The sequence below is a fragment of the Chamaesiphon sp. OTE_8_metabat_110 genome, from assembly GCF_031382685.1.
Taxonomy (GTDB): Bacteria; Cyanobacteriota; Cyanobacteriia; order Cyanobacteriales; family Chamaesiphonaceae; genus Chamaesiphon.
Window position 1 is genome coordinate 1 of sequence record NZ_JANMZA010000515.1, and the last position, 7,243, is coordinate 7,243.

Sequence of the window (7,243 nt, forward strand, 5' to 3'; positions counted from 1 at the left end):
CGCATAATTAATTATGATTATTTTCAAGCCGAACAAATTTGTTCAATTGGCTCTGGCGCGATTGAATCTACAATTAAACAGATTGACCGTCGCACTAATAAAACAGGGGCACAGTGGAAATTTGAAAATGTTCCTCAATTACAAGCCCATCGCTGTGCCAAAATTAACAGATTAATTAGCGATCGCTAAATAAAAAGTGGGATGCTCCCTATGGAAGGTGGCTGCGCGACTGGAATAATAGCAGCAGAAACCATTTTGAAAGAGTTGCAGTAATCCCCTCATATCCCCTCATATCCCCGACTGCTCCAAGAAGTCGGGGATATGTCCCTACCAGTTATTTACGAACACTCGCTTGAGCTTTTGTTTTAGGTGGCTGATGGGCTGATGGACACAAGTCGGCTAATTCACAATCAGGGCAATTAGGTTTTCTCGCATTACAAATAGCCCTACCGTGATAGATAGTCATGATTGAAAAGTTTTCCCAATCTGCTTGAGGCAAAAACTTCATCAAATCCTGCTCGATTTTAATCGGATCTTGATGCTTGGTTAAACCAATTAAATTAGTCAGCCGTTTGACATGAGTATCGACAGTCACCCCTTGAATATTGCCATACGCATGAGCGGAAACCACATTTGCCGTCTTCCTCGCGACTCCTGGTAATGTGAGTAACTGTTCCATGATTTGGGGAACTTCGCCATCAAACTCCTCAACGATCTTGAGACAAGCGCCTTGAATATTTTTAGCTTTATTGTGATAAAATCCAGTCGATCGCACTAATTCTTCAATATCCAGAATATCGGCATATGCCATCGATCGAGCATCGGGAAATCTGGCGAATAAAGCTGGAGTCACTTTATTCACCCGCTCGTCGGTACACTGAGCCGAAAGAATCGTCGCGACTAATAATTGAACCGGAGTCGTATAATCTAGGCTACAAGTGGCATCTGGATAGAGTCGTTTTAATCTGAGCAACACTTCCAATGCTCGTTTCTTCTTGGATGTCCATTTGCGATCGATAACCATTTCAGAATTTCTACTTAGATGATAAATTGTGAAGAACCATAACTTTGATAATATATAGCTGTAAAGGTTATGATGGTTTTGTCATCGCCAGAGTTTTAAGTTAATCTTCAGTAGGGTGTGTTACTCCGCAGGATAACGCACCAACACTCGATAAATCGCTCGCATCTTTTCTAATGTGTGCCCATTCTCGATCGCTTAAAGGTTCGATCTCAAACTCCACCTGAAAATGCTGTCGAGCAGCTTGAGTAAGCATATCAACAATAATCGGAATATTCAACTGTAAGATCGATGCAAGTGGCAAAGAGATAGATTCGCCAAATACTTTTTCAAATAAATCTAAATCTGGATTGAGTCGCATCGAACCATGCTGAAGAATTGCCCCAGATTTAATCAACTGGGCACTCCCAATCAGTTTATAACCATCCGTACAAATTAGATCTGCACTAGTAGCCGTACCGAAACAATTGGGATTGTGAATATACCCCGTTCCTGCCGTACCGTATTGTAGATCGACACCGATCGACCTCCAGCCGTCAATGAGAAATTGACAGATTTGTTGATACACGTCCACCCTTTTACCCACAAATCCCGAACCAATCAGGGCATAAGTTAGATCGCCTTGATGCAATACGCCCCGCCCACCAGTCGGACGTTTGACAATATCTATCGGGACGTGCCATGCTAGCGATCGCCAATGCTCGGGGTAGTGGCGTTGGTGATATCCTATTGAAATCGTCGGCTGCGACCAAGTGTAAAAGCGTAATGTTGGTGGTATCTGTCCTAGAATGTGCTGTTCTAATAACCATCGATCGATCTGCATTTGCATCGTTCCAGTAGTCTCAATCGGTGGGATTAGTCGCCAGATTGTATTTGAATTAGTCAATCACTCGCACTCCAAATTGATAACCCGATTATCTATTCTGCTATATTTACAAGTGGAGTAGTCGCGATTCTCCAAAGGAGAGGCTACGCCAACGGTAGACCGAAAGGAGATAAAGGTTCTTACCAGCAATGGCAAGAAGCTGGAATTGCACCGCAAGTTGTCTTCGAGATTTTATCTCCAGGCAATCGACTAGCAGAAATGCAGCGTAAGTTAAGTTTTTACGATTCTCGTTCCGAGACGCTTTGCGAACGCTATGGCGTCACCGAATATTATATCTATGACCCCGTTGGCGAAGCCTCTCCTTTGGAGCATCGCCCAGTCTCCCTATCCCCTATCCCCTACCCGTGCGCTTACCCTTACCTCAATTTAGCATTGGTGCCAAAAACCCCCAGCATATCGCCGAGGTAATCGAGACATCTACCTGTGAATTTTTGGCTCAATGCTTAGAACCAGAAGATCTCAAGCTAGCAATCATGCCTACCTTTGGCAGTATTGTCAAAGCAGCCGATGAGGAAACGGGCAATCAAATTCTCGCTGTGGTTTATCATGCTACCACTGCCCCGATCGATTCCGTCCATCGCGCCCGTGCTTTAGGGATGTCGCTGGATGAATTGCGCGAAGAACAGCCCCAGATTTTCGCGATGCTCAAAACCGAGTTTAAAGCAGCCATCATCGGCTTTGAAGACGATAAGGGGCAAATGTATCAATACCTCCCGCCGCGCCCGCCTCAAATCCACCAGGGGGTCTATCAGTGCGATCCAGAAGAGATTATTAGATTTAGCGAACAGTTAGAATTTTTGCGAACCTTGTTGCAAGTTCAAGGGGCACCTGTCGAGGCACTCACCGCCGCCACTATTCGCGAGATCCATCAGCTCAGAGCGCGAGACAGGTCTTGGCTAGTCACCGCCGGACGTACTGTGAGCCTGATTCTCAAGGATGATTATGACAGGTTGCGCTATGTGTTATCGCAAATTCGGTAAGTTAGTAGATAGTGGATAGTGGATAGTGAATAGTGGATAGTGAAACCTAGCCAGTAGGGTGGGCACTGCCCACCATCTAAGTTTCAGGCAAAAGCTATCTAATAAATATTTGCGCTTACTTACATTTTGACGATCGTTATTTATACTCTCTTTTTAAAAACCAACTATCCACTATCCACTACTAACTATTCACTAATTCACAAATTAAAAGATGCCAATCGAAGAATCCAAGAACATCGATATCGCACCATACATCGATCATTCCCTGCTCGGGACTGCGACACCTGAAATGGTCGAACAATGGTGTGCAGAAGCCGACAGATTTAACTTTGCGGCGGTGTGTGTCAACCCCTGCTATGTGCGGCAAGTGACCGCTCTATTGCACCAAAAACGTCCCCAGATTTGCACGGTTATCGGTTTCCCGACAGGAGCTACTACGACAGCTAGCAAGCTATATGAGGCGCAGGAGGCGGCAGAAAATGGTGCCCAAGAATTAGATGTAGTAATTAATATCGGCTGGCTAAAAGCCGGGAAAATCGATGACGTGCATCGCGAAATTGCTGAAATCTGCGAATCAACTGGGCTAGGAGTGAAGGCAATTTTGGAGATGTCGCTGCTAACGCCACCAGAATGCGAAATCGCCGCTCAGATTTGCATGGAAGCAGGCGCACGGATGCTCAAAACGGGGACGGGTTGGTGCGGAGCGGTAACGGTAGAAGATGTCCGATTTCTCAAGGATCTTACCAAAGACCAAATCGGCATCAAAGCCGCTGGTGGCATCCGTACACACGATCGAGCGGTAGAATTGATTTTAGCTGGAGCTACTAGGCTCGGAACTTCCTGGGGAATCGAGCTATTGAAACAACGCGAACAGGAATCAAAAGCTGGGGGATAGATCTCTAAAAATAGCAAGTTTGTAGTATATCTCGATCGTCTATTCGATTTCCTCGCAGTAACGTTAACAGGTAAGGGCGGTGCTTGATGCCCGCCCCTACCTGTTAAGCTGCTCATTTACGATCGCTAGATCCCACGCAATGAGATTAGAAATCGCTAAAATTCGCGATCGAGTCTACCATGCGCTTGACTACTTCATCGACGCTGAGTGCGCCTAATTCGCCCTCGATTCGGGTGCGAATGCTAATGGTATTATCTTCGACCTCTTTACCGCCGATGATGCCCACAACGGGTATTTTTTCCTTTTCAGCGTTGCGAACCATCTTGCCTAACCGCTCGTTGCTGGTATCGACTTCAGCACGCACGCCGAGGGCGAGTAGCTTGGTACAAACATCTTTAGCAAAGGGAATAAAGTCTTGAGCGACTGGTACTAAGCGCATCTGCACCGGAGCCATCCACAAGGGGAAATCACCAGCATACTCTTCGATCAAAATCCCGATTAGGCGTTCGAGCGAACCGAAAGGTGCGCGGTGAATCATTACCGGACGTTGACGGCTGCTATGTTCGTCGATGTACTCTAGTTCAAACCGTTCGGGGAGATTGTAGTCTACTTGGACGGTACCCAATTGCCACTCGCGATCGAGTGCATCACTAAAGATAAAATCGAGTTTAGGGCCATAAAAAGCCGCTTCGCCAATCCCGATAAAATGATCCATGCCTAGCTTTTCAACCGCACGGGTAATCGCGCCTTCGGCTTTGTTCCAAGCATCGTCGGAACCGATATATTTATCAGAAGCTGGATCGCGGAAACTCAGTCGTGCTTTGAAGTTTTTGAGGCGGAGTTTTTCAAACACCGAGAGGATGAGATCGACGACATTCAGAAACTCCTCATCCAATTGTTCGGGAGTTACAAATAGATGCGAGTCATCGACTGTAAAGCCGCGTACCCGAGTCAAGCCGCCGAGTTCGCCAGATTGCTCGTAGCGATAAACAGTTCCAAATTCAGCATAGCGAATCGGTAAATCGCGATAGGAGCGCAACTCACTTTGATAGATTTGGATGTGAAATGGGCAGTTCATCGGCTTCATGACAAAGCCAGTATCTGAGGCAATATCTTCGAGATTGTCCGCCATAATTGGGAACATATCTTCTTTATATTTCTGCCTGTGTCCCGATTTCATAAAGAGATCGGTTTTGGCAATGTGAGGAGTGACGACAGGTAAATAACCCCGCTTAGTTTGTTCCTTTTTGAGGAAGTCTTCTAAAGTACTGCGGAGAATTGTGCCTTTGGGCGTCCATAATGGCAATCCAGGGCCGACCAATTCTGAGAAGATAAATAAACCGAGTTCCTTACCAATTTTGCGATGATCGCGGCGCAGGGCTTCTTCCTTGCGGCGTTCGTATTCGGCGAGCTGTTCGGGAGTTTCCCAAGCGGTACCGTAGATGCGTTGTAATTGGGCTTTAGTTTCATCGCCGCGCCAGTAGGCACCCGCAACTGATTCGAGTTTAAAGGCTTTGGGGTGCAAATCGCCAGTATTTTCGAGGTGTGGCCCCGCGCACAGATCCCACCACTTATCGCCGAGGTGATAGAGGGTAATCGGTTCTTGCAATCCGGCGAGAATTTCTAGCTTGTAGGGTTCATTTAAAGCGGAAATTCGCGCTTCGGCTTCGGCTCTGGTGACTTCTTCGCGGATGACTGGCAATTTCTGATTGACAATCTTGATCATCTCTTTCTGAATTGTCTTCAGATCCTTGTCTGTAAAGGCATCAGGGCTATCAAAATCGTAGTAGAACCCATTTTCGATCCAGGGGCCGATCGTCACCAGAGCTTTGGGAAACAGCTTCTGTACCGCCATCGCCATGATGTGGGAGGTGGTGTGTCTAATTTTTTTGAGGGTTTCCGATTCGCTGGTTTTGGGTAGATGAATTTTCGCTGGCTGTTCGGCGTTAGACATGACTATAGCTGTTCCCTGGAAATGCAATATTCTAAACAGTGCCACACATGCGGCGATCGCTGTTAGATCTATTCTGTACTCGATCTATTTTACCCAGTAATCTGCGCTACGATCGGGAAATGGTAGAAGGGATGCACGGTGGGCGATCGCCGCCGCTCTGAGTCGTTCGGTAGATCGACCGATCGGATTACAATGATAGTAATGTTGAGAGTAGAGCCGCTATGTCTACGATCGAAGAAAAGATTGCGCGATTGGATCGGGGTCTAAAAAAACTTGTTACCTACCCGATAAAGCGGGCTATCTCAGCAATCTATGCCCCCAAGAACTTACTCAGTGGGGTTCATGAGGATGTCAAAGTCCATGAGGTGAGGATTGACGATCGTCCATATCAAGTCGTAAACGTACGCAACGGTCGAATTTTCACGGATCGCAGCGGCAATGTTTCGGTGATGTCACGAAGATCGCTGGTGCCTGCGGTGTCATGGCAATATAATCCAGATGGAGCGGCAGCTCTGCCAGATATCGAAAACCACCTGCTCACACAAAAGCTATTGCTCGATCGATTTCCGTGGCGCATCCAGGGAACTGTGGTAAGCCTACTCACAGGTGGCGGCGCAAACAATAACTATTTCCACTGGCTTTATGACGCTCTACCTCGGCTTTATATCGCTAAAACGATCCTCAATCTTGACGAGAACACCCAGTATTTAATCCCAGAGGAGACGTATTCCTTTCAGAAGGAAACCCTAGACTTACTGGGAATCCCCGTCGGCGCTCGCATCTCTAGCAAAGAATGTCAGCATCTTCGAGCGACTAACACGATCGCGACTAGCCATCCAAATCTTGACGAGGGCGCACCAGAATGGGTGGTAAAATTTTTGAGGGAGTCGCTCGGGGGGGGTGTTGCTAACACAATCGCAGAAAGACTTATTTATATTAGCAGGGGAGATAGCAAGAGGGGACGAAGACTTCTGAACGAGGACTATCTCCGGACGCTCCTAGAATCAGTTGGATTTAGCACCTACAGGCTATCTGAGCTGACAGTCTCACAGCAAATTTCATTGTTCTCGCAAGCCAAGATGATTGTCGGGACGCACGGTGCAGGGTTTTCAAATTTGGCGTTTGCCTCAAGGGGTGCCATCGTCTATGAGCTTTTTTCAGATCGGTACCAGCCAGATCTGGATGGAAAAGCGAATCCCAAAGATAAGGCAGATATGTACGAACGAGTGTCTCGCATCGTCGGACTTGAATATCACCGGATCGTTTGCTCGGCAGTTCGAGGTGACAATTCAAATTGGCTCGAAAACAATATAGCAGACTTCCACATCTCGGAAAGAGACTCGATCGCGATCTTGAAACATGCCGAACGAATTACTACAGGGCATACATAACGACAGCGTACTCTCTCGATGCGCCTAGATAAGTAGCTGGACATAATTAAAGTAACAGCCCTCACCCCGCCTTCGCCTCCGGCTCTGGCTCCCCTCTCCCAAGCTTGGGAGAGGGG

7 protein-coding genes and 2 pseudogenes are annotated in these 7,243 nt (G+C 47.1%); 6 read left to right on the forward strand and 3 right to left on the reverse strand.

Features of this window, described 5'->3' with window-relative positions; genetic code table 11:
• Positions 1 to 189, forward strand: a pseudogene (locus tag RMO52_RS18655) (ISKra4 family transposase); the annotation flags it as partial.
• Between the two features lie 145 nt (positions 190 to 334).
• On the opposite strand, the gene nth reads toward RMO52_RS18655, so the two are convergent.
• Entirely contained in the window at positions 335 to 1,024 is a 690-nt protein-coding gene (gene nth, locus RMO52_RS18660; protein WP_310417249.1) for an endonuclease III, read from the reverse strand.
• A gap of 100 nt (positions 1,025 to 1,124) precedes the next feature.
• Positions 1,125 to 1,907, reverse strand: coding sequence for a biotin/lipoate A/B protein ligase family protein (locus RMO52_RS18665; RefSeq protein WP_310417251.1), 783 nt, complete (start codon positions 1,905 to 1,907; stop codon positions 1,125 to 1,127).
• Between the two features lie 87 nt (positions 1,908 to 1,994).
• Here RMO52_RS18665 and RMO52_RS18670 point away from each other — a divergent pair.
• The 3 genes and pseudogenes from RMO52_RS18670 to deoC all read left to right on the forward strand — a co-directional run.
• A pseudogene (locus RMO52_RS18670) lies at positions 1,995 to 2,192 on the forward strand (Uma2 family endonuclease); the annotation flags it as partial.
• A gap of 59 nt (positions 2,193 to 2,251) precedes the next feature.
• Entirely contained in the window at positions 2,252 to 2,887 is a 636-nt protein-coding gene (locus tag RMO52_RS18675) for an HAS-barrel domain-containing protein (protein ID WP_309742417.1), read from the forward strand.
• 211 nt (positions 2,888 to 3,098) lie between these two features.
• On the forward strand, positions 3,099 to 3,782 hold the full coding sequence (gene deoC / locus RMO52_RS18680) for a deoxyribose-phosphate aldolase (RefSeq protein ID WP_310417254.1): 684 nt from the start codon (positions 3,099 to 3,101) through the stop codon (positions 3,780 to 3,782).
• Between the two features lie 145 nt (positions 3,783 to 3,927).
• Here the strand turns inward: deoC and thrS are convergent, their stop codons facing one another.
• Positions 3,928 to 5,736: a threonine--tRNA ligase gene (gene thrS, locus RMO52_RS18685; RefSeq protein WP_310417257.1), complete on the reverse strand. Its 1,809-nt coding sequence runs from the start codon at positions 5,734 to 5,736 to the stop codon at positions 3,928 to 3,930.
• Between the two features lie 38 nt (positions 5,737 to 5,774).
• Between thrS and RMO52_RS18690 the strand changes: the two genes are divergently transcribed.
• Both RMO52_RS18690 and RMO52_RS18695 read left to right on the forward strand, forming a co-directional pair.
• A complete protein-coding gene (locus RMO52_RS18690; RefSeq protein ID WP_309739221.1) occupies positions 5,775 to 5,897 on the forward strand; it encodes a hypothetical protein in 123 nt (40 codons plus the stop codon).
• Positions 5,898 to 5,957: 60 nt separating this feature from the next.
• Positions 5,958 to 7,127, forward strand: coding sequence for a glycosyltransferase family 61 protein (locus RMO52_RS18695; protein WP_310417262.1), 1,170 nt, complete (start codon positions 5,958 to 5,960; stop codon positions 7,125 to 7,127).
• The last annotated feature ends 116 nt before the right edge of the window (positions 7,128 to 7,243 follow it).

Bases quoted from the DNA above. Each gene is read 5' to 3' on its own strand.
- thrS (WP_310417257.1), bottom strand. From the start codon at position 5,736: ATGTCTAACGCCGAACAGCCAGCGAAAATTCATCTACCCAAAACCAGC.
- RMO52_RS18695 (WP_310417262.1), top strand. From the start codon at position 5,958: ATGTCTACGATCGAAGAAAAGATTGCGCGATTGGATCGGGGTCTAAAA.
- deoC (WP_310417254.1), top strand. From the start codon at position 3,099: ATGCCAATCGAAGAATCCAAGAACATCGATATCGCACCATACATCGAT.
- nth (WP_310417249.1), bottom strand. From the start codon at position 1,024: ATGGTTATCGATCGCAAATGGACATCCAAGAAGAAACGAGCATTGGAA.